The organism is Blastococcus sp. TBT05-19, from assembly GCF_003319095.1.
Taxonomy (GTDB): domain Bacteria; phylum Actinomycetota; class Actinomycetes; order Mycobacteriales; family Geodermatophilaceae; genus Blastococcus.
Genome location: NZ_QOHI01000002.1, coordinates 322,510 through 342,083, shown reverse-complemented (window position 1 = coordinate 342,083; position 19,574 = coordinate 322,510). Strand labels below are relative to the sequence as shown.

Sequence of the window (19,574 nt, the reverse complement as noted above, 5' to 3'; positions counted from 1 at the left end):
GAACCGCGTGCGGTCCGGTGGTGACGAAACGGTCGGGCCCGGGCCCGACCGCCTGGTTCAGGTGGTGCCCGGCTCCTGCGACGGCTCCGTCGCCTCCCGGCGCGCTGAGGACGGCTCCGTCGCCTCCCGGCGCGCTGAGGACGGCTCCGTCGCCTCCCGGCGCTCGCTGTCGATCAGCTCCGACAGCCAGCGGACCTCCCGGTCCACCGAGTCCAGGCCGTGCCGCTGGAGTTCGAGCGTGTAGCGGTCGAACCGCTCCCGGGTCCGGCTCAGCGAGGCCCGCAGGCCCTCCCGCTGGCGCTCGACCGTGCGGCGGCGCCCCTCCAAGATGCTCAGCCGTACGTCCCGTGCGGTGTGCCGGAAGAACGCCAGGCGGACGTCGAAGGACCCGCCGTCGTCGTAGGCCTCGGGACCGGTCTCGCAGACGAGCTCGTGGAAGCGCTCCTTGCCCTCCGCGGTGATCGTGTAGACCACCTTCCCGCGCCGGCCGGTGAGCGCGGGAGCGTCGGCCGGCAGCAGGGCACGCGGTGTGGGCTCATCGGTCGTAATCAGCCCGGCCGCCTGCATCCGCCGAAGCGCGGGGTACAGCGAGCCGTAGGAGATGCTGCGCAGCCCGCCGAGGACCGCCGCGAGCTGCTTGCGCAGCTCGTAGCCGTGCATCGGCGACTGGTGCAGCAGACCGAGGATGGCGAACTCGAGCACGTCACCCTCCTCGCCTCTTCCCTGTCGATGTATCGCCACGATACATCGGGCCGAGGAGCGCGCCGCCCCGGGACGGCCGGGGCGGGTGTGCCCAGCGCGACGTACGTCGCCGCACGGGAACGCCCATCCGCGGCGCGTCCTGCGTACATTGGCGCCCGTGCCCGGACGTCGATCCGTCGTGGACTACTCGCTGCAGCGGCGAGCCGTCCTCGCCGACGTGCACGCCGGGCGCACCGGGCTCTTCGAGGTCTGCGACGCCAGCCCGTACCTCTCGCGGGCCGCGAAGTACCACGGACAGCCGACCGACGACGCCTGCCCGGTGTGCCGCCGGGACCGTCTGACACTGGTGAACTACGTGTACGGCGACCACCTCGGTCCGGTGGCCGGTCAGGCCAAGACGGAGGTCGAGCTCGCCCGCATGGACGCGGCGCAGGACGAGTTCTCCGTGTACCAGGTCGAGGTGTGCCGCAGCTGCGGCTGGAACCACCTGGACTGCTCCTACGTCCTCGGTGTCGAGCCCGAGCCGGGGCGCCAGCCCCGGCGCGGCCGTCGCCGGGCGGCGACGGAGAAGTAACCGGTCGGCCGGTCTCCGGCCCGCGTGCGCGGGAAGGGACCGGTGGCCCGGCGGGGTGGGACCCGCCTCCACAGCTGAAGACGCTCGACCGCGTCCGGGCAGGTGCCCGGCGCCCATGACAGCCAGGAAGGGGTGTGCTCGTGCCCAGCCACGACGAGACCTCGCCCGTCGCGCCGCGATCCGGGTCGGTCCGCCGACCGCCGGCCACGCGGACCCGCAGCACCGGTGGCGGCGGAGGCACCGGCCGTCCGCGGCCGCCCGCCGGTGGGCGTGGCCGTCCGCCGGTCCCCCCGCGCGGGGGGGCGACGGCGTCCCGCGGGGGCACGACGGCCTCCCGTGGCGGCACGACCGCGGCCCGCGCGGGTGCGGCGGCCGGTCGCCCGCCGGCCCGCCCGGGGACCAAGGGCAAGGCCACCGGGAACAAGAAGCAGCGCCGCAAGCGCCGGTTGAAGATCGCCGCCGGGATCATGGGCGGGCTGCTCGCGCTGCTCTGCGTCTTCGTCGGCGTCGTCTACGCCAGCACCGAGGTGCCGAGCCCCGACTCGGTCTCCACCAAGCAGACGACGATCATGTACTACTCCGACGGCACCACCGAGATGGCCCGGCTGGGTGACGAGAACCGGACGAACGTCGCGCTGGACCAGATCTCGGAGCCGGCGCAGCGGGCCGTCCTCGCCGCGGAGAACCGCAGCTTCTACTCCGACCCGGGCATCTCCTTCACCGGCATCGTGCGCGCCGCCTGGAACAACGTGACCGGTGGCTCGACCCAGGGTGGCTCGACGATCACCCAGCAGTACGTCAAGAACGCGTTCCTGACCTCGGAGCAGACGTTCAGCCGCAAGTTCCAGGAGCTCTTCCTGGCGATCAAGCTGGACAACAACTTCTCGAAGGAGCAGATCCTCGAGAACTACCTGAACACCATCTACTACGGCCGGGGTGCCTACGGCATCGAGGCCGCGGCGAACACCTACTTCGGCGTCTCGGCTTCGCAGCTGACCGCGCAGCAGGGCGCCGTCCTCGCCGTCCTGGTGCGCAGCCCGTCGGCCTACGACCCGGAGGTCAACCCGGAGGGCGCGCAGGACCGCTGGGGCCTGGTGCTCGACGCGATGGTCGAGGAGGGCTGGCTGACCGACGGCGAGCGCGAGGCGTCCGTGTACCCGCCGGTGCTGCCCAAGGGCGGCTCCGCGCTGGGGACGCCGACCGGCCCCGAGGGCCACATCGTCGAGCAGGTGCGCCGCGAGCTCGAGGCCGATCACAGCTACGACGAGCAGCAGATCAACGCCGGCGGTCTGCGGATCGTCACCACGATCAGCAAGCCGGCGCAGGACGCCGCCGTCGCCGCCGTCGACGCCGTCATGACGCCGGAGCAGCCGGACAACCTCCGGCAGGCGCTGGTCGCGATCGACCCGCGCACCGGTGGGGTCGTGGCGTACCACGGCGGCCGGGACGGCGTCGGCACCGACTACGCGCAGGCGCAGCGGCAGCCCGGCTCGTCGGTGAAGCCGTACGTGCTGGCCACCGCGGTGGACCAGGGCATCGGCATCCAGGCCCGGCGCGACGGCAGCGACGACCAGGAGTTCCCCGACCGGCCCGGTCTGCCGGTGACCAACTCCGGCGGCGCCAGCTGCCCGGCCTGCACGCTGACCGAGGCGATCACCCGCTCGCTGAACACCACGTACTACGGCCTGGCCTACGAGGTCGGCCCGGAGAACGTGCGGGACACCATCCTCGCGGCCACCGGCCTGCCGGAGCAGTGGCAGGGCGGTGGCCTCAAGAACTCCCCGACCCTGGCCGGCGGTTCGGGCGCGACCGGGTCCTCGATCGGCATCGGCGAGTACGAGATGCGGCCGATCGACCAGGCGCAGGGCTTCGCCACCCTGGCCGCCGGTGGCGTCTACCGCCCGGCGCACTTCGTCGCCAAGGTGACCGACAGCGCCGGCACGGTGCTGCTGGAGAACGCGGGCGAGCCCGGCGAGCAGGTGATCCCCGCCGACGTCGCCAACGACGTCACGGTGGCGACCAAGGGCGTCGCTTCCTACTCGAAGCGGGCGCTCGAGGGCGGTCGCGAGGTGGCCAGCAAGACCGGTACGCAGGGCCTGAACCGGTCGGACAACTCCGATGCCTGGATGGTCGGCTACACCCCGTCGCTGTCGGCCGCCGTGTGGCTGGGCACCGATCAGCGCGAGGCGATCAAGGACTCCTCCGGGCGGATCGTCTACGGCTCGGGCCTGCCGGGTGCGATCTGGCAGCGCTTCATGAACGCGGCGCTGGCAGGCACCCCCAAGGAGAAGCTGCCGGACAAGGCGCTGGTCACCGGGGACAGCGGCAAGGGCGTGCCCGCGCCCACCACCGAGGCCCCGGCCCCGGTGACGACGAACGCGCCCGCGCCTACCACCCAGGCCCCCGCCCCGACGCAGGCGCCGACGCCGACCCCCACGCCGACGCCTACGCCGACCCCGACCCCGACCCCGACGCCGACCCCCACGCCGACGCCGGACCAGGGGGGCCGGCCGGGTGGTCAGCCGCCGGATCAGCCGGTCTTCCCGCCGCGTCCCGACTGATCGCCGCGGGGCCATCCCGCACACTGCAGAGATGAGCACCACGCCCACGGGCCCGTCCGCCACCGCGGACGGGCCCGTGGCCGTTCCACGTGGAACGACGGCGCCGGCCGGCCCGGACCGCGTCGTGCCGTCGTGGACCGATCCGGTCGTCCGGCAGGCCAGCGAGGCGGTGGGCGGGCCCTGGGGCCGCTTCGCCGTGACCGGCCGGGCGCTGTTCTGGACGCCGCTGCGCATCTGCCTGCTCTTCGCCACCCTGGCGCTCGCCGTCGCCTGGGTGAAGCAGGCGCCGTGCGCCGACGGGGACTGGTCGGGCAGCGTCCAGTACACGCACTTCTGCTACTCCGACACGATCCCGCTGTTCGGCCTGCACGGCCTGGACGACGGGGCCCTCCCCTACCTGGACAGCGACGTCGAGTACCCGGTCCTCACCGGCGCCTTCATGGCGACCGCAGCGGCGCTCGCGGGCACCTACGACCGGGCGGCCGAGGCCTCGGCCCTGCTGCCCTCGATCCCGCCGGTGCAGAGCTACTACGTGGTGACCTGCCTGCTGCTCACCGCCTGCGCCTTCCTCGTCGTCCGCGCGGTGCTGGCCCTGGCCGGCCGCCGACCGTGGGACGCCGCGATGATCGGGCTGTCCCCCCTGCTGGTCGTGCACGCCTTCACCAACTGGGACCTCTTCGCCGTGGCGCTGGCGACCCTGGGCATGTGGGCCTGGGCGCGGGACCGGCCGGTGCTGGCCGGCGTCCTGCTCGGCCTGGGCGTGGCGGCCAAGCTCTACCCGGCCTTCCTGCTCGGCGCCCTCTTCCTGCTCTGCCTCCGCTCGGGGCTGCTGCGGGTCTGGCTGCGCACCGCGCTGGCCGCCGTCGGCGTGTGGGTGGCGGTGAACGCCCCCGTCGCGGTGCTGGCCACGGAGAACTGGGGGCGCTTCTTCCGGCTCAACAGCGTCCGGCCGGCCGATCCCGACTCGCTGTGGAACGTGGCGATGCACCTGACCGGCGACCGGATCCTCGACGGTCCGCTCGCCGAGGGGCAGACGCCGGTGGTGCTCAACGCCCTGGTGGCCCTGGCGCTGCTCGCGGGCGTGGCCGCCGTGGGGTGGCTGACGCTGTCGGCCCCGGTCCGGCCCCGGGTGGCCCAGATCGCCTTCCTCCTGGTGGCGGTCTTCCTGCTCACCAACAAGGTCTGGAGCCCGCAGTACTCGCTGTGGCTGCTGCCCCTGGCCGTGCTCGCCCGCCCGGGCTGGCGGTCGCTGCTGCTCTGGCAGGCCACCGAGGCGCTGCTGTGGGTGCCCCGGCTGCTCTGGTACCTGGGCCCGGAGGACCGCGGGGTCGACGTCGAGTGGTTCCTGCTGGCGGTGGTGCTGCGCGACCTCGCCGTCGTCGTCCTGGTGGCGCTGGTCGTGCGGGACGTCCTGGACCCCGACCGCGACGTCGTCCGGACCAGCTGGCCAGGCGTCGACGACCCGGCCGGCGGCCCGCTGCAGCACGCTCCGGACAGCTGGGTCCTCAGGGGCCGGGGACGGCTCATGTCGCGACGAGTGGGGCCCGGAGGGTCCCGCGAGGAGTGACGCAGCGGCTCAGCCGAGCCGGGACGGCACGTGGTCGCGGTGCGATCCGGAGGATCGCGGTGTCACAGCGCGGCCCGCAGGAGGGCGATCTCGGCGGCGTGATCGGCGGCGTCACCGGGGGTCTCCAGCACCACCGGGCAGCCGGCCGTGCGCGCCACCTCGACGAGCAGCTCGGTCGGGATCTCGCCGGCGGCGAGCGGGGCGTGCCGGTCCCGGCTGGAGCCGGCGGGGTCGCGGCTGTTGTTCAGGTGCACCAGGTCGATCCGGCCGGTGATCGCCCGGACGTCGGCGACGACGGTGGTGAGGTCCCAGCCGGCCGCCCACGCGTGGCAGGTGTCGAGCACGAAGCCGGCACCGAACTCGCCCACGCCGTCCCAGAGCCGCGCCAGGGCGTCGAGGTCGCGGGCCATGGCGTTGCCCCCGCCGGCGGTGTTCTCGATCAGCACCGGCACCGGGAACCCGCCGTCGTCGGCCTGGCGGGCGAACGTCTTGCGCCAGTTGTCGACGCCGACGGCAGGGTCGTCGGCGGTGAGGACGTGCCCGCCGTGCACCACGAGCCCGCGGGCGCCGACGGCGGCGGCCGCTTCGGCGTGCTTCCCGAGGAGCTTGCGGCTGGGGATCCGGATGCGGTTGTTCGTCGTCGCCACGTTCAGCACGTAGGGGGCGTGCACGACGACGGCCAGGCCCGAGGCCCGCAGGTCGTCGGCGTCCGGGCGCGGCTTCGGCGCCTTCCAGCCCTGCGGATCGGCGAGGAAGACCTGGACGCCGTCGGCGTCCATCTCCGCCGCGCGGGCCAGCGGACCGCCCGCGTCGAGCGCCCCGTCGTCGGTGAGGCCGGCGCCCACGTGTACGCCGATCGGGTGCGCATGCATGTCTGCTCCTCATATCCGCGACGACTTCAGGTTTACCCGTATCGCTCGCGTCACATCATCGTTGAAGGCGTGACGGGGGTTACTCGCCAGTAGTGGTGTGACGTCGACGTGGAGGTAGCAGAACATGGCAACGGGTCGCATCCGTCGGACAGCCCGCAGAGGCATCGCGGTGGCCGTCCTCGCCTGGATCGGTGTCGTCACCGCCTCCGTGACCTCGGCCCCGGAGGCCGTGGCCGCGCCGGCCGCGACGATCGAGATCCGCAACGTCACGCCCCCGCTGGCCAGCGTCGACCCGGGCGGCACGGTCACGTTCGTGAACAAGATCCCGGCGGAGAACCGCGGCGGCATCTCGATCCCGCTCCCGCTCGGCAACGTCGCGGTCGGCGCGACCGTCTACACCGACGTCGCCGTCTCCTTCTTCGGGGAGTCGCGCAAGCTGGCGCCCGAGCAGAGCACGGCCTGGACGTTCCGCGACCCCGCCACGGCCGGCACGATCACCTACACCTACCGCGTCGTCCCGCAGGCGTCTCTCCCGCTGGGCGTCAGCGCGCAGCAGGTCGTCGACCGGGTGCTGGGCTCCCTGCCGCCGCTGCCCGCCCCGGTCCCCTACGTCGTGCAGACCGTCGCCCCCGCCCTGCCGACCCTCCCCGGCGTGAACGTGCCGCAGCTGCCCCAGGTGGCGCTGCCGCAGGTGCCGGGCACCCAGCCGCTCCCGCCGGGCGCCCCGGTTCCCGCGCCGCCCACGGGCGAGCCCGCTCCGGCGCAGCGGCCGGACGTCAACGGCCCGGGCGACCAGTACCAGTACCCGATGGGCGGCTCCGTGCCGATGTCGGCCGGCAGCCGCGGTGCCATCGCCGCGTTCGACCCGGCGCAGTTCTTCGTGCCCGGCACCAGCACCACGGCCGCCGACCGCAACGGCGCCGGCTCCGGCTCCGGTTCGGGTTCCGGCGGCATGGCCGGTTCCTACGACGGCGCCTCCGTCCCGGTCTTCGGCCAGCTGGCCGGGCTGGACAGCGCCTCGCTGGACGAGGGGAACGCCGAGACGGTGAACGCCTCGTCCGAGGAGCCGGTGGCCCTCCCGGCCGCCGCCCTGGCGGCCGTGGTCGCGCTCGCCGCCGTCACCGCGGCTCTTGTCCGCACCCACCAGGCGTCGCGCGGCACCCGCTGACCGCTCGCCCCCACCGTGGCCGTCGTCCCCTCCGGGACGGCGGCCACGGTCGTTCCCGGGCCCCTGTGGACGGCGGCGGACCGCCGCGCCGCGGGCGCTGGTAGCCTGGACCTGCGCGTTCCGGGTCTCTTCGGGGTCCCCCGGGGCGCGCGACGCATGTACGACCCTCCTGCTGCAGATCCCCTGCAGCCGCTGAGACCAGAGGAGGTGGGGTTCTCCGTGCGCAATTACGAACTGATGGTCATCCTCGACCCCGATCTCGAGGAGCGCACCATCGCTCCCTCGCTCGACCGGTTCCTGACCGTGGTCACCAACTCCGGTGGCACCGTCAAGACCGAGATCTGGGGCCGCCGACGGATGGCCTACGAGATCAAGAAGCAGGTCGAGGGCATCTACGCCATCATCGACATCCAGGCCGAGCCGGCCGCCGTCCAGGAGCTGGACCGCCAGCTGAACCTGAACGAGTCGGTGCTCCGCACGAAGCTGATGCGGCCCGAGGTCCACTGACCATGGCCGGCGAAACCGTCATCACCGTGATCGGCAACCTCACCGCCGATCCGGAGCTGCGCTTCACGCCGTCGGGCGCTGCCGTCGCCAACTTCACCGTGGCGTCGACGCCCCGCACCTTCGACCGTCAGTCGCAGGAGTGGAAGGACGGCGAGGCGCTGTTCCTCCGCTGCAACGTGTGGCGCCAGGCCGCCGAGAACGTGGCCGAGTCGCTCACCCGTGGCTCCCGCGTGATCGTCAGCGGTCGTCTGAAGCAGCGCTCCTTCGACACGAAGGAGGGCGAGAAGCGCACCGTCATCGAACTCGAGGTCGACGAGATCGGCCCCTCGCTCCGCTACGCCACCGCGAAGGTCACCAAGGCCTCCCGCGGTGAGGGTGGCGGCGGCGGTGGCTTCGGTGGCGGCGGCGGTGGCGGCGGCTTCGGTGGCGGAGGTGGCGGCGGCGCGAGCGACCCCTGGTCGACGCCCGCCGGCCCGTCCGACGAGCCTCCTTTCTAGAAGGACCTCGTCCTCCTCATCCCTCGCACGCTCGGGACGAGCCTCCGGACGAGGCCGTTCCATCCCCTTACTTTCTGGAGAACCAGGTGCCCAAGCCTCCTGTTCGCAAGCCCAAGAAGAAGGTCTGCCAGTTCTGCAAGGACAAGGCGACCTACGTCGACTACAAGGACACGACCCTGCTGCGGAAGTTCATCTCCGACCGCGGCAAGATCCGTGCCCGCCGCGTCAGCGGCAACTGCAGCCAGCACCAGCGTGACGTCGCCACGGCCGTGAAGAACAGCCGTGAGATGGCGCTGCTGCCCTACACCTCCACGGCGCGCTGATCATGAGCACCATGAAGCTGATCCTCACTGCTGAGGTCACCGGTCTCGGTTCCTCCGGCGACTCCGTCGAGGTCAAGGGCGGCTACGGCCGCAACTACCTCCTGCCCCGCGGCCTGGCCATCCTGGCCACCCGCGGTGCCGAGAAGCAGGTCGAGTCCCTGCGCCGGGCGCGTGCCACCCGCGACGTGCGGTCCCTCGAGGAGGCGCAGGCCGTGGCCGGTCGCCTCACCGGGCTGACCGTGCGCGTGCCGGCCCGCGCCGGTGACGGCGGCCGCCTGTTCGGCCGGGTCACCACCGCCGACGTCGCCGCTGCGGTCACCGCTGCCGGCGGCCCGGAGCTCGACCGTCGCCGGATCGAGCTGCCCAGCAGCATCAAGACCACGGGCAAGCACACCGTCACCGTGCGGGTGCACCCCGAGGTCACCTCTCAGCTGAGCATCGAGGTCGTCGCCGGCTGACACCGGCGAGCCCGCTGAGTGGCTCTGCACCGCCCGCGAGGGGCGTCGGACGTGGTCCGGCGCCCCTCGCGTCGTCTCCGGAACCCTGAGGCCCGGCAGCGGCGCCGGGACCGGCAGAGCGGTGTTCCGGCCCGGCGCAGGGCTCGTGTGACTCGTGGTGCGCGCCGCGAAAAAAACTTGGGCACATTCTCCCGTCCACAGCCGGGGGACGGCGTCCGTGCAGGTCAGCCGGGCCGTGCGGCCCGGTCGCCGTCCAGCGTCCCCCGGCTTCTCCACATGTCGACACGCCTCCGTCCACCGACTTGTCCACAAGTTGTGCAGATCGGCGTGCACAGCGGTGGTGGACTCCGGCGGCCCGCCTTCCCTAACGTCCTCTGCGGCCACCGGGACACGGGACTGTCAGTCCCCTGCGGTAGGCAGAGACCGAACAGCTGTTCGGTCCGGCGCAGTCCGCCGAGCTCGCGTACTTCCCCTGCGCGCAGTGGTGTCGTGGGCGCGCCCGCAAGGAGATGGAGGTACCCCGTGGCGGTGGCCGACGAGTTCAGCCGACCGACTGCGACGGCTCCGGCGTACGACCGGCAGCCCCCGCAGGACGTCGCGGCGGAGCAGTCGGTGCTCGGCGGCATGCTGCTGAGCAAGGACGCGATCGCCGACGTCGTCGAGGTCCTGCACGGTGCGGACTTCTACCGGCCGGCGCACCAGGTGATCTTCGACTGCATCATCGACCTCTACGGGCGGGGTGAGCCGGCCGACGCCATCACCGTGGCCGCCGAGCTCAACCGCACCGACCAGCTGTCGAAGATGGGCGGCGCGGTCTACCTGCACACGCTGATCGCCTCGACGCCCACCGCGGCGAACGCCGGCTACTACGCCGCGATCGTGGCCGAGCAGGCCGTGCTGCGCCGCCTGGTGGAGGCCGGTACCCGCGTGGTCCAGCTGGGCTACGGCGCGGCCGGCGGCAAGGGCGACGTCGACGACATCGTCGACCGCGCCCAGCAGGAGATCTACGACGTCACCGAGAAGCGCATGAGCGAGGACTACTCGCGCCTCGAGGACGTCCTGCAGCCCACGATGGACGAGCTCGACGCCATCGCCTCCCGCGGTGGCACCGCCCGGGGTGTGCCGACCGGCATCCGTGACCTGGACGAGCTCACCAACGGCCTGCAGGCGGGCCAGATGGTCGTCATCGCCGCGCGTCCCGGTGTCGGCAAGAGCACCTTGGGCCTGGACATCGCGCGCTCGGCGACGGTGAAGCACGGGATGCCAGCCTGCATCTTCTCGCTCGAGATGAGCAAGCACGAGATCACCATGCGTCTGCTCTCGGCCGAGGCGAAGGTGCCGCTGCACCACATGCGCGCCGGCACGCTCTCCGACGAGGACTGGGCCAAGCTGGCCCGCCGCATGGGCGAGGTGGCCGATGCGCCGCTCTACATCGACGACTCGCCGAACATGACGATGATGGAGATCCGGGCCAAGGCGCGGCGGCTCAAGCAGCGCAACGACCTGAAGCTGATCGTCATCGACTACCTCCAGCTCATGACCTCGGGCAAGAAGGTCGAGAGCCGCCAGCAGGAGGTCTCGGAGTTCTCCCGTGCGCTGAAGCTGCTGGCCAAGGAGCTCGAGGTGCCGGTGATCGCCATGTCGCAGCTGAACCGTGGGTCGGAGCAGCGTCAGGACAAGAAGCCGATGCTGTCGGACCTCCGTGAGTCCGGCTCGATCGAGCAGGACGCCGACATGGTCATGATGATCCACCGCGAGGACATGTACGAGAAGGAGTCCCCGCGGGCCGGCGAGGCCGACATCATGCTGGTCAAGCACCGCAACGGCCCCACCGCCAACGTCACGGTCGCCTTCCAGGGCCACTACAGCCGCTTCGTGGACATGGCCAACTAGGTTCGCGGCCACCCAGCTCGTTCCGACGCCCGCCCGTCACCCGTCACCGGGTGGCGGGCGGTCGTCGTTCCACGCGGAAGCAGTGCCGGACCAAGATCTTTTCATCGCGCAACTGGTTGTGTGCCACGTCACTGTCAGCTAGGAACGAGGTCCCCTCTGTATTGGAGCCCTCGTGTCCTCTCGCTCATGGCGTCGCACGACCGCGTCGGTCGTCGGCACCCTGGCCGTGACGTTCGCCGTCACGGCCACCGCAACACCGGCCCTGGCCAAGCCCGGCAAGGCCGACCCGATCTCCGCGTTCCCCTCCGACAGCCTCACCGTCGCCGACAAGGGCCAGCTGACCGGCCGCCGGGTGAACCTGCCCACCGAGCCCTGCGGCGCACCGATCAGCTGCGGCCTGGTGCAGCAGCTCAACCAGCTCGACGGCTTCGACCTCGACCCGCGCATCGCCATCCGGTTCAGCGGCCCGGTCGACCCGGCCGAGGCGGCCTCACGGATCAGGCTGCAGGACGCCAAGGGCAGCTGGCGCACCGGAGTCGACCGCGTGGTCTGGGACCCGGCGACCACGACGCTGTACGCCCACCCCGCGAAGCAGCTGGCGCCGAGCACGACCTACAAGCTGCGCGTCCAAGGTGGCCCGGCGAACAAGTCGCTGCAGGACACCTTCACGACGATGAGCGCCACCGACGGTCTGCTGGACCTGCGCAAGCAGATCGACAGCGGTCAGGCGTTCAAGGCTGTGGGCATCCAGGCCCCCGGTCTGCAGGTCGACGGCGCCTTCCCCGTCAAGGACACGAAGGTGGAGTTCGTCCCCGACCGGCCGGCGCCCACGATGACGTCGGACGGGCCGAAGGAGGTCGGCCCGAGCGTCGTACCGACGGCCCAGCTGCCCCCTGACGCCACCCTGGTGTTCGGTTCCTACCTGGCGCCGAACTGGTTGCGGCCGGATGTGACGATCAGGCAGACGCCGACCCGTGACGTCGGTCCGTCGCCGGTCAACGCGGCACGCCTGCCGTTCGTCGCCGTCCTCCCCGCCGGCCCCGCACCGGCTGGCGGGTGGCCGACCGCCGTGTTCGGTCACGGGTTCACCGCCAACGACACCAGCGTCTTCCTCGCCGCCACCGCCAACGCGCCCAGCGGGATCGCGACGATCGGCACCAAGGTGGTCGGTCACGGCTACGGGCCGGCCAGCACGTGGCGCATCACCCGTCCCACGGCGGAGACGCCGACCACCTTGCCCGCCTACGGCCGCGGTGTCGACCAGGACGACGCCGACAGCCTCATCGGCAGCAGCGAGGGATCGTCGGCCACCGGTGCGGCAGCGGCGCAGTCCTCCCGGGACGCCCTGCGGCAGACCGCCGCGGACAACATGACGCTGATCCGCGCGCTGGGCGGCACGGACGTGGACGGGAACGGCACGCCGGACCTCTCCGGCAAGGACGTCACCTACTTCGGCCAGAGCTTCGGTGGCATCTACGGCACGATGCTCACCGGCGCCGACCCGAAGGTGGCGCGCTCGGTCCTCAACGTGCCCGGTGGTCCGATCTCGGAGATCGCGCGGACATCGCCGTCCTTCCGGCTGCTGACCACCCAGGCGCTCCAGGCGGCGGGGCTGCTCAACAGCACCGACCAGACCCGGGCCTTCTTCCAGGAGCAGATGCCGCTGCGGGGCGAGGGCCCCGTCACGGCCACGGTCAAGGGAGCCGTCGAGATCCAGGACTACCTGGCGCGGTCGACCTGGCTCAGCCGGCCGGGTAGCCCCGAGACCTTCGCGCCGCTGATCGACCCGAAGCGGGTACTGGTCCAGGTCGCGTTCGGGGACCAGACCGTTCCGAACCCGACGTCGTACACGCTCATCGACGCGGGCAACCTCTGGTCGCGCACGAGCCTGTACCGCAACGACAAGGCCACGCCGGCGCTGCCGAACCCGCACAGCTTCCTGCTGGTGCTCAACCACCCGTCAGCGCTGCAGGGGCAGAAGCAGATCGCGGCGTTCCTCCGCAGCGGTCAGGTGATCGACCCCGATGCGGGCGGCAACGTGTGGGAGGTGCCGATCAGCAACCCGGCGCTGCTGCTCCCGCTGAACTACCCGCAGCCCGCGCTGCGCCCGTAGGTAGACCAGGAACGGCGAGGGCCCGGAACCGCGACGGTTCCGGGCCCTCGTGCGTTCCGCCGGGCCGGCTGGGTGGCCCATGGTTGGTTTCACGGGAAACGACTGGGAGGTCATCCCCTTGTCGACCTGCACGAACAGCTGAGCGGACTCGTCGGTCCGGTGATCATCCGTCTCCGGAGTGTCGCGCGCACTGCGCTGACCGTGATCCGTACGTTGCGGCGACCGCGTGCTGACGCGCGGGACGAGAACGGGGAGCGCTCAGCATGACGACACAGGTGTGGGGCGCCCGGCGCCTGCTGGCCGGCGCGATGGCCGGCCTCGCCGTGGCAGGAGCGCTGCTCGTTCCCGGCCAGGCGCTCGCGGAGCAGCCGGCGTCGGTGGCGGCCCTGCCCGGCCCCGACGGGGACCTCATCGAGGCGAAGTACGCCGCGCTCGGTGGACCGAGCGGGGTGCTGGGCGCCGCCATGGGGTCCAAGACCTGCAGCGGCCTGTCCGCCTGCTGGCAGGACTTCGAGAACGGCATCGTGTACTGGTCGGCCTTCGTCCCGTCCGCGGCCTACGCCTTCACCGATCCCGAGATCTTCGACGCGTGGCCGAGCGGCTTCGGTGCGGTCCCGGTCCCCGGAGGTATCGGAGAGCCGACGTCGGACACCTTCTGCGGCCTGCCGGACGAGGGCTGCGGGCAGCATTTCCAGAACGGGTCCATCTACGTGTCGGCGGCGACTGCGGCGGTGCGCGTCGACCCGGACATCCGGACGGGCTGGGCGGCGGAGGGCTGGGAGCGCGGGCCGGTCGGCTACCCCACGACGGACACGTTCTGCGGCCTGCCCGGCGGCGGCTGCGGGCAGCACTTCCAGCGGGGCTCGGTCTACTGGAGCCCGTCCACCGGGTCCCGGACCGTGCGCGGGCCCATCAGGGACCGGTGGGCGGGTCAGGGCTGGGAGAACGGGTCGCTCGGCTACCCGACGTCGTCCACCTTCTGCGGCCTGCGTGACGGCGGCTGCGGGCAGCACTTCCAGGGCGGGTCGGTCTACTGGTCGCCGTCGTCGGGGGCGCGCGTCCTCGCGCCCGAGGTCATCGGTCGCTGGGCCGGCCAGGGCTGGGAGAACGGTGCGCTGGGCTACCCGACCTCGGAGCCCTTCTTCGGAGACCGGATCCGCGGGCAGCACTTCCAGGGTGGGTCGATCTACTCGACGTGGAACGGCACGTTCACCGTCCTGGGCTCCATCCGCGACGCGTGGGGGGCGCAGGGCTGGGAGCGTGGAACCCTCGGGCGCCCGACGTCGGACACCTTCTGCGGCCTCCGCGACGGCGCGTGCGGCCAGCACTTCCAGGGCGGCTCGGTGTACGCCACCCGCGCCGGCACCTTCCTGGTCACGGGCTCGCAGCTCGCCGCCTGGGGGCGGCAGGGATGGGAGAACGGCCCGCTCGGGTACCCGACGAGCAGCACGTTCTGCGGGCTGCGCGACAACGGCTGCGGGCAGCACTTCCAGGGTGGCTCGCTGTACAGCGGCGGGGCGCCGTTGGGCTGGCGGAGCCCGAACGCCTACGCCGTGACCGGCGCGTTGCGGGACGCCTGGGCTGCCCGGGGCTGGGAGAACGGCAACCTGGGCTACCCGAGGGACAACGCCTACCAGGCCCCCGGCGGGCTCACCCAGTTGTTCCAAGGGGGCTACCTGCAGCTGCGCAACGGCCGGGTGTACTGAGGAACCGGCCGGCAGTGAAACGCCAGAGGCCCAGAACCACGACGGTTCTGGGCCTCTGGCGTTCAGCGGTGCGGGTGGATCAGGCGGCGGCCTTCGACTGCAGCGCTCGACGGACCTTGGGCCCGCCCGCTGTCATCTTGTAGAGCTTGGCCAGCTGCGCCGGGGCGTTCTTCGGCGTCGTCTCGGCGAGCCAGCCGTTGGGCAGCGAGAGCCGGATGACCTTGTGCCACGCGCTCGCGACCTGCTTGTACAGCGGTGCGGAGTGGTACGTGAGCTCGTAGCGGTCGAAGATCTCCTTCACCCGCGGGGCGATCTCGGCGTACCGGTTGCTGGGCAGGTCGGGGAACAGGTGGTGCTCCACCTGGTGCGACAGGTTGCCGGTCATGACGTGCATGGCCTTGCTGCCCGAGATGTTGGCAGAGCCGAGCATCTGGCGGACGTACCACTCGCCGCGGGTCTCGCCCTCGATCGAGGTCTTCTCGAAGGTCTCGACGCCCTCGGGGAAGTGCCCGCACATGATCACCGAGTGCGACCAGAGGTTGCGCACCACGTTGGCGGTGAAGTTGGCGACCAGCGTCGGCACGAAGGAGGGGCCCGACAGCAGCGGGTGGACGACGTAGTCCTTGGCGGCCTGGTTGCGGATCTTCTTCAGAACCTGCTTGGCGGCGGCGCGGAACTTGGGGTCGTTGCGGCGCTTCTTGGTGGCCAGGTTCTTGCCCAGCTCCAGGTCGTAGGCGGCGATCCCGTACTCGAAGAAGCAGGCGTTGATGAAGTTCCAGAGCGGCTGCGCCAGGTACAGCGGGTGCCAGCGCTGGTCCTCGTCGACGCGCATGATGCCGTAGCCGAGGTCGTTGTCCTTGCCGACCACGTTCGTGTACGTGTGGTGCAGCTCGTTGTGCGAGTGCTTCCACTGCGCGGCCGGGCTGGCCATGTCCCACTCCCACGTCGTGGAGTGGATCTTCGGGTCGCGCATCCAGTCCCACTGGCCGTGCAGGATGTTGTGCCCGATCTCCATGTTCTCCAGGATCTTGGCGACCGAGAGCCCCACGGTGCCGAGCACGAAGGCCGGCGGGAACTTGGAGAACAGCAGGACGGCGCGGCTGCCCAGCTCGAGCTTGCGCTGCACGTCGATGACGGTGCGGATGTACTTGGCGTCGTCCTCGCCCAGGCTGTCGCGGACCTCCTGGCGGATGGTGTCGAGCTCCTTGCCGATCAGCTCGATGTCCTCGGCGGTGAGGTGGGCGATCGGGTTCTCGGGCTTCTTCTGGATGACGGTCACGGTGCGACTCCTCGGGCTCGGGACGGTCAGTGGTCGATGGAGCAGGCGCCGGCGGGCGCGCTGATGCAGGTCTGGACGAGGACGCCGTCGCCGACGTCGTCGGCGGAGGTGATCTCGCCGTTGCGCAGGTCGCGGACCGCGCCCTCGCGCAGGGGGAGGACGCAGCCGTAGCAGATGCCCATGCGGCAGCCGCTCGGCATGAGCACGCCGGCCTCCTCGGCGGCGTCGAGGATCGGGGTGGTGCCCTCGACCTCGACGGTCGTGCCGTTCTGCTCGAAGGTGACCGTGCCCCCCTCGCCAGCGCCGGCGAGGACGCGGGGGCGGAAGCGCTCGGTGTAGAGCTGCTCGGCGATGCCGGCGGACGCCCAGTGCTCCTCGAGCGCCTCGAGCATGCCGACCGGACCGCAGGCCCAGGTGGCGCGCTCGTGCAGGTCGGGGACCAGCTCGGCGATGGAGCGGGCGTCGAGCAGCCCGGCGGTGTCGGTGTGCTGCTCGATCAGGGTGATCCGGCCCTCGGCGGCCATCTGCCGCAGCTCGGCGCCGAAGACGACGTCGTCGGCGGTGGGGGCCGAGTGCACGAGCACCGTGTCGGTGAGCTGGTGGGCGTGGTTGCGCAGGATGCCCATGACCGGCGTGATGCCGGAGCCGGCGGTCACGAACAGCGACTTCGCGGGGGTGGCCTCGGGGAGGACGAACTCGCCGGTCGCCTGGTCGAGCTGGATGATCGTGCCCGGCTTCACCCGGTGCACCAGGTGGTTGCTGACCTTGCCGTCCGGGATGGCCTTCACCGTGATGGTGAAGCAGCCGTCGGCCCGGTCGAGCACCGAGGTGATCGAGTAGGCGCGCCACTGGCGGACGCCGTCGATGTCGATGCCGATGCGGACGTACTGGCCCGGACGGTGCGGCAGCCAGTCGCGGCCGGGGCGGATGACGATCGAGGCGGCGTCCCGGGTCTCCCGGTGGACGGCCTCGATCCGGCCGCGGAGGGCCGCGCCGGAGCGCAGCGGGTCGAACAGGTCCAGGTAGTCCACCGGCAGCAGCGGGGTGGTGACCAGCTCGGCGATCTTCAGCACCCGGTCGCGCAGCGCCGGTCGGCGGGCCGCGTCGGGTCGAGGGGTCGTCGCTGTCATGCATTCAGCTTTCCCAGTCCCGCAGCCAAATACCTGTGCCCGCGACGTGAATCGAGGGGTAGGTTCTGTTCCCTGCGAACAAAGGGCGGTGGGCGATGCGGGCGCACGACTTCCCCGAGGCGGTGGCCGAGGCGATGCGCGACGAGCTGCCGGAGGTCGCCGAGCGGGCGGTCGAGGCGATCATCGTCGCGGTGCCGGGGTACGCCGACGCGTTCCAGGGCCCGATGGGGCGCAAGATCTCCAACGCCGTCGAGCTCACCCTGCGCGGTTTCCTGCAGCTGGCGGCGGCCGGCGGCACCGCGGACGCGGGCACCCCGGGCGGTCCGGTGGTCGAGGCGGCGTACGCCCTGGGCCGCGGCGAGGCGCGCAGCGGGCGCTCGATGGACGCGCTGCTGGCGGCCTACCGGGTGGGCGCACGGGTGGCCTGGCGCGACATGAGCGCCACGGCGGTCGCCGCCGGGCTGGGGCCGGAGTCCACGGCCCGGTTCGCCGAGCTGGTGTTCGCCTACATCGACCGGCTGTCGGCGGCCAGCGTCGCCGGGCACGCCGACGAGCTGGCCTCCAGCGGCCGGGCCCGGGAGCGGCTGCTCGAGCGGCTGGCCCAGGGGCTGCTCCTCGGCAGCCCGCAGGCGGAGCTGCTCGAAGCCGCGCAGCGCGCGGAGTGGACGCCGCCGCGCACGCTCACCGTCGTGGTCCTGCCCGCGGCCCGCACGCAGGGGGCGCTGGTGTCGCTCGACGCCCGCACGCTGCGGTCGACCGAGGAGCTGACCGACGTCCCGGACGCCGACGAGCTCACCGTGCTCCTCGTCCCGGACGCCGACGGAGCGGCCCGGCCGGCGCTGCTGCGCTCCCTGGAGGGGCGGGAGGCCGCGGTGGGGCCCGCCCGGCCCTGGTCGGAGGCGCACACCTCCTACGCACGGGTGGTGCGGGCGCTGCGGCTGGGGATGACGCCCGGGGAACGGGCTCCCCTGGACACCGACTGCTGCCTGGCCGAGCTGGTGGTGCGGGCCGACGCCGAGGCGCTGGCCGATCTGCGCGCCCGGGTCCTCGCCCCGCTGACCGAGCTCGCCGACACCGCCCGGGAGAAGCTCACCGAGACCCTGCGCTCGTGGCTGCTGCACCACGGCCGGCGCGATCAGGTCGCCGCGGAGCTCTTCGTCCACCCGCAGACGGTGCGCTACCGCATGACCCAGCTGCGCGAGCTGTACGGGGACCGGTTGGAGGACCCGGCGGCGGTCCTGGAGCTGACCATCGCCCTCGGGGTGCCCGACCGGGCACCGGGGACCGACGCCGACGGCGGATGACCGCGTCGGTCACGGTGCGGCAGGGTGGCGGCATGACCGTCGACCTCGCCGCGGCCGCCGGGTTCCTGGCCGGCTCCGCGCGCGTGCTGGACCGCCGCCGCGCCGATCTGCTGTTCGGCGGCGGGGCCCCGGAGCCGGTGCTCGCGGCGCTGGACGGCTACCGGAACCCCGACGGCGGCTACGGCTGGGGTCTGGAGCCCGATCTGCGGTCGCGCACCAGCCAGCCGGCGGGTGCCCTGCACGCGCTCGAGGCCCTCGCCGACACGGGTGTGGCAGGTGCTGAACGGGCGCTGCGGGTCTGCGACTGGCTGGCGACGGCGACGCTGCCCGACGGCGGCCTGCCGTTCGCGCTCCCGATCCCCGATCCGGCCGCCTGCGCGCCGTTCTGGGCGTCGGCGGACCTCTCGCGGTCGTCCCTGCAGATCACCGCGGTCGTGGCCGCGACGGCGCACCGCGTGGCGGCGGCCGTGCCGGCCGTGGCCGGGCACCCCTGGCTGGCGACCGCGACCGACCACTGCCTGACGGCGATCGAGGCGGTCGACGCGGGCACGCATGCGATGGAGCTGGCCTTCGCGGTGCAGTTCCTCGACGCCGCGGCCGCCGTCCGCCCCGAGGCGACCGCCGCCGTGGAGCGGCTGCAGGACCTCGTGCCGGCCGACGGCCTGCTGCACGTGGCCGGCGGCGCGGCCGACGAGTACATGCGTCCGCTGGACTTCGCCCCGTTCCCCGGCGGCCCGGCGCGCTCGCTCTTCGCGCCCGCGGTCGTGGAGGCCGAGCTGGACCGGCTGGTGGCCGGCCAGCAGGACGACGGCGGCTGGACCGTGGACTTCGACAGCTACTCGCCGGCGGCCGCCCTGGAGTGGCGGGGGCACCGGACCGTCGAGGCGCTCTCCCTGCTGCGGGCGAACGGGCGGCTCTGA

Annotated in this window: 17 protein-coding genes; 13 read left to right on the top strand and 4 right to left on the bottom strand. The window is 72.5% G+C overall.

What is annotated here, in order from left to right:
* Window positions 1–57: 57 nt before the first annotated feature.
* Window positions 58–702 (bottom strand): PadR family transcriptional regulator, encoded by a 645-nt coding sequence (locus tag DQ244_RS08215; RefSeq protein ID WP_113810978.1) that lies wholly within the window; start codon window positions 700–702, stop codon window positions 58–60.
* A 157-nt stretch (window positions 703–859) separates the two neighbouring features.
* Here DQ244_RS08215 and DQ244_RS08210 point away from each other — a divergent pair, with 157 nt between their 5' ends.
* The 3 genes from DQ244_RS08210 (at window position 860) to DQ244_RS08200 (ending at window position 5,404) form a co-directional block, all read left to right on the top strand.
* Window positions 860–1,276 carry a DUF5318 family protein gene (locus tag DQ244_RS08210; protein ID WP_113810977.1) on the top strand — a complete coding sequence of 139 codons (417 nt, stop codon included), beginning with the start codon at window positions 860–862 and terminating at the stop codon, window positions 1,274–1,276.
* A gap of 140 nt (window positions 1,277–1,416) precedes the next feature.
* Complete coding sequence (locus tag DQ244_RS08205) at window positions 1,417–3,837, top strand: transglycosylase domain-containing protein (RefSeq protein WP_199580290.1); 2,421 nt, start codon at window positions 1,417–1,419, stop codon at window positions 3,835–3,837.
* A 31-nt stretch (window positions 3,838–3,868) separates the two neighbouring features.
* Complete coding sequence (locus tag DQ244_RS08200; protein ID WP_113810976.1) at window positions 3,869–5,404, top strand: glycosyltransferase family 87 protein; 1,536 nt, start codon at window positions 3,869–3,871, stop codon at window positions 5,402–5,404.
* 62 nt (window positions 5,405–5,466) lie between these two features.
* Here DQ244_RS08200 and DQ244_RS08195 read toward each other — a convergent pair whose 3' ends face one another.
* A complete protein-coding gene (locus DQ244_RS08195) occupies window positions 5,467–6,276 on the bottom strand; it encodes a deoxyribonuclease IV (RefSeq protein WP_113810975.1) in 810 nt (269 codons plus the stop codon).
* 169 nt (window positions 6,277–6,445) lie between these two features.
* Here DQ244_RS08195 and DQ244_RS08190 point away from each other — a divergent pair, with 169 nt between their 5' ends.
* The 8 genes from DQ244_RS08190 (at window position 6,446) to DQ244_RS08155 (ending at window position 14,941) form a co-directional block, all read left to right on the top strand.
* The gene (locus DQ244_RS08190; protein WP_113810974.1) at window positions 6,446–7,444 is read left to right on the top strand and encodes a hypothetical protein; all 999 of its coding nucleotides are present in this window, start codon (window positions 6,446–6,448) and stop codon (window positions 7,442–7,444) included.
* 219 nt (window positions 7,445–7,663) lie between these two features.
* Window positions 7,664–7,951 (top strand): 30S ribosomal protein S6, encoded by a 288-nt coding sequence (gene rpsF / locus DQ244_RS08185; protein WP_104524186.1) that lies wholly within the window; start codon window positions 7,664–7,666, stop codon window positions 7,949–7,951.
* 2 nt (window positions 7,952–7,953) lie between these two features.
* Entirely contained in the window at window positions 7,954–8,448 is a 495-nt protein-coding gene (locus DQ244_RS08180; protein WP_113810973.1) for a single-stranded DNA-binding protein, read from the top strand.
* A gap of 86 nt (window positions 8,449–8,534) precedes the next feature.
* Entirely contained in the window at window positions 8,535–8,771 is a 237-nt protein-coding gene (gene rpsR, locus DQ244_RS08175; RefSeq protein ID WP_014378671.1) for a 30S ribosomal protein S18, read from the top strand.
* Window positions 8,772–8,782: 11 nt separating this feature from the next.
* Window positions 8,783–9,229: a 50S ribosomal protein L9 gene (gene rplI / locus DQ244_RS08170; protein ID WP_113811133.1), complete on the top strand. Its 447-nt coding sequence runs from the start codon at window positions 8,783–8,785 to the stop codon at window positions 9,227–9,229.
* A gap of 522 nt (window positions 9,230–9,751) precedes the next feature.
* On the top strand, window positions 9,752–11,122 hold the full coding sequence (gene dnaB / locus DQ244_RS08165; protein ID WP_199580289.1) for a replicative DNA helicase: 1,371 nt from the start codon (window positions 9,752–9,754) through the stop codon (window positions 11,120–11,122).
* Between the two features lie 172 nt (window positions 11,123–11,294).
* A complete protein-coding gene (locus tag DQ244_RS08160) occupies window positions 11,295–13,235 on the top strand; it encodes a hypothetical protein (RefSeq protein ID WP_147251490.1) in 1,941 nt (646 codons plus the stop codon).
* 263 nt (window positions 13,236–13,498) lie between these two features.
* On the top strand, window positions 13,499–14,941 hold the full coding sequence (locus DQ244_RS08155; RefSeq protein ID WP_113810970.1) for a hypothetical protein: 1,443 nt from the start codon (window positions 13,499–13,501) through the stop codon (window positions 14,939–14,941).
* A 79-nt stretch (window positions 14,942–15,020) separates the two neighbouring features.
* Here DQ244_RS08155 and DQ244_RS08150 read toward each other — a convergent pair whose 3' ends face one another.
* A complete protein-coding gene (locus DQ244_RS08150; protein WP_113810969.1) occupies window positions 15,021–16,220 on the bottom strand; it encodes an acyl-CoA desaturase in 1,200 nt (399 codons plus the stop codon).
* Between the two features lie 26 nt (window positions 16,221–16,246).
* Window positions 16,247–17,350, bottom strand: coding sequence for a ferredoxin reductase (locus DQ244_RS08145; RefSeq protein WP_113810968.1), 1,104 nt, complete (start codon window positions 17,348–17,350; stop codon window positions 16,247–16,249).
* 95 nt (window positions 17,351–17,445) lie between these two features.
* On the opposite strand from DQ244_RS08145, the gene DQ244_RS08140 reads away from it, so the two are divergent.
* Together DQ244_RS08140 and DQ244_RS08135 are read left to right on the top strand one after the other, a co-directional pair.
* Window positions 17,446–18,654, top strand: coding sequence for a CdaR family transcriptional regulator (locus DQ244_RS08140; RefSeq protein WP_113810967.1), 1,209 nt, complete (start codon window positions 17,446–17,448; stop codon window positions 18,652–18,654).
* A gap of 32 nt (window positions 18,655–18,686) precedes the next feature.
* Window positions 18,687–19,574 carry a hypothetical protein gene (locus tag DQ244_RS08135; protein ID WP_113811132.1) on the top strand — a complete coding sequence of 296 codons (888 nt, stop codon included), beginning with the start codon at window positions 18,687–18,689 and terminating at the stop codon, window positions 19,572–19,574.

What these genes read in the sequence shown, in the direction of transcription:
- DQ244_RS08200 (WP_113810976.1), top strand. Translation starts at nt 3,869, where the DNA reads ATGAGCACCACGCCCACGGGCCCGTCCGCCACCGCGGACGGGCCCGTG.
- DQ244_RS08195 (WP_113810975.1), bottom strand. Translation starts at nt 6,276, where the DNA reads ATGCATGCGCACCCGATCGGCGTACACGTGGGCGCCGGCCTCACCGAC.
- DQ244_RS08180 (WP_113810973.1), top strand. Translation starts at nt 7,954, where the DNA reads ATGGCCGGCGAAACCGTCATCACCGTGATCGGCAACCTCACCGCCGAT.
- rplI (WP_113811133.1), top strand. Translation starts at nt 8,783, where the DNA reads ATGAAGCTGATCCTCACTGCTGAGGTCACCGGTCTCGGTTCCTCCGGC.
- DQ244_RS08155 (WP_113810970.1), top strand. Translation starts at nt 13,499, where the DNA reads ATGACGACACAGGTGTGGGGCGCCCGGCGCCTGCTGGCCGGCGCGATG.
- DQ244_RS08145 (WP_113810968.1), bottom strand. Translation starts at nt 17,350, where the DNA reads ATGACAGCGACGACCCCTCGACCCGACGCGGCCCGCCGACCGGCGCTG.
- DQ244_RS08140 (WP_113810967.1), top strand. Translation starts at nt 17,446, where the DNA reads ATGCGGGCGCACGACTTCCCCGAGGCGGTGGCCGAGGCGATGCGCGAC.
- DQ244_RS08135 (WP_113811132.1), top strand. Translation starts at nt 18,687, where the DNA reads ATGACCGTCGACCTCGCCGCGGCCGCCGGGTTCCTGGCCGGCTCCGCG.